Here is a 539-nt window from a genome sequence, read left to right on the forward strand (position 1 = left end):
ACCTCAACATCACGCGCTTCACATATCATAAAGACAAGCTCGGCACCAAAGCGTAATAATCTGTCCTTGTGGGTGATGACCAATCGTTCAATCTTGTTATCAAGAATATCATTCAGTAAGGTCTGTAAGCCTTTTTTCTTATAACTCATGCCACTACCAAGATCGGTTATGGTTTCAAAAACCCAACCTTGTTTGGCGCAGTAAAGTTCCAAAACCTGAGCTTGGCGAAGTAAATCATCTTTTTGGTCATGACTTGACACGCGAGCGTAAGTAATGGTTTTTCGATCCAACTTGGGTGGTGTATTTAAAGGGTGTGGTCTAATTTCACTTAAATCATACCGCCTGTGACCATTTTCTGTTCGCTTGGCAACCAACGTGCCATCCTCATCCCAACGCCGTAATGTGGATTGAGCAACCCCGAAATGCTTGGCCGCCTCCCCAATACTAACAAGTTTTCCCATATCCCCAACTCTATCTTACAATACAATTTATCTATTATAGATAGAAATAAGTATAATTAGATATATTTTATTTAGCTG

At 40.4% G+C, this 539-nt stretch carries 1 protein-coding gene; it reads right to left on the reverse strand.

The window, feature by feature from the left end; genetic code table 11:
* Nucleotides 1-461 (reverse strand): IS607 family transposase (locus JMX48_RS14025; RefSeq protein WP_201538781.1); only part of this gene is annotated, 461 nt, incomplete at its 3' end.
* Nucleotides 462-539: the final 78 nt, after the last annotated feature.

This window comes from Psychrobacter immobilis, assembly GCF_904846225.1.
GTDB lineage: Bacteria > Pseudomonadota > Gammaproteobacteria > Pseudomonadales > Moraxellaceae > Psychrobacter > Psychrobacter immobilis_F.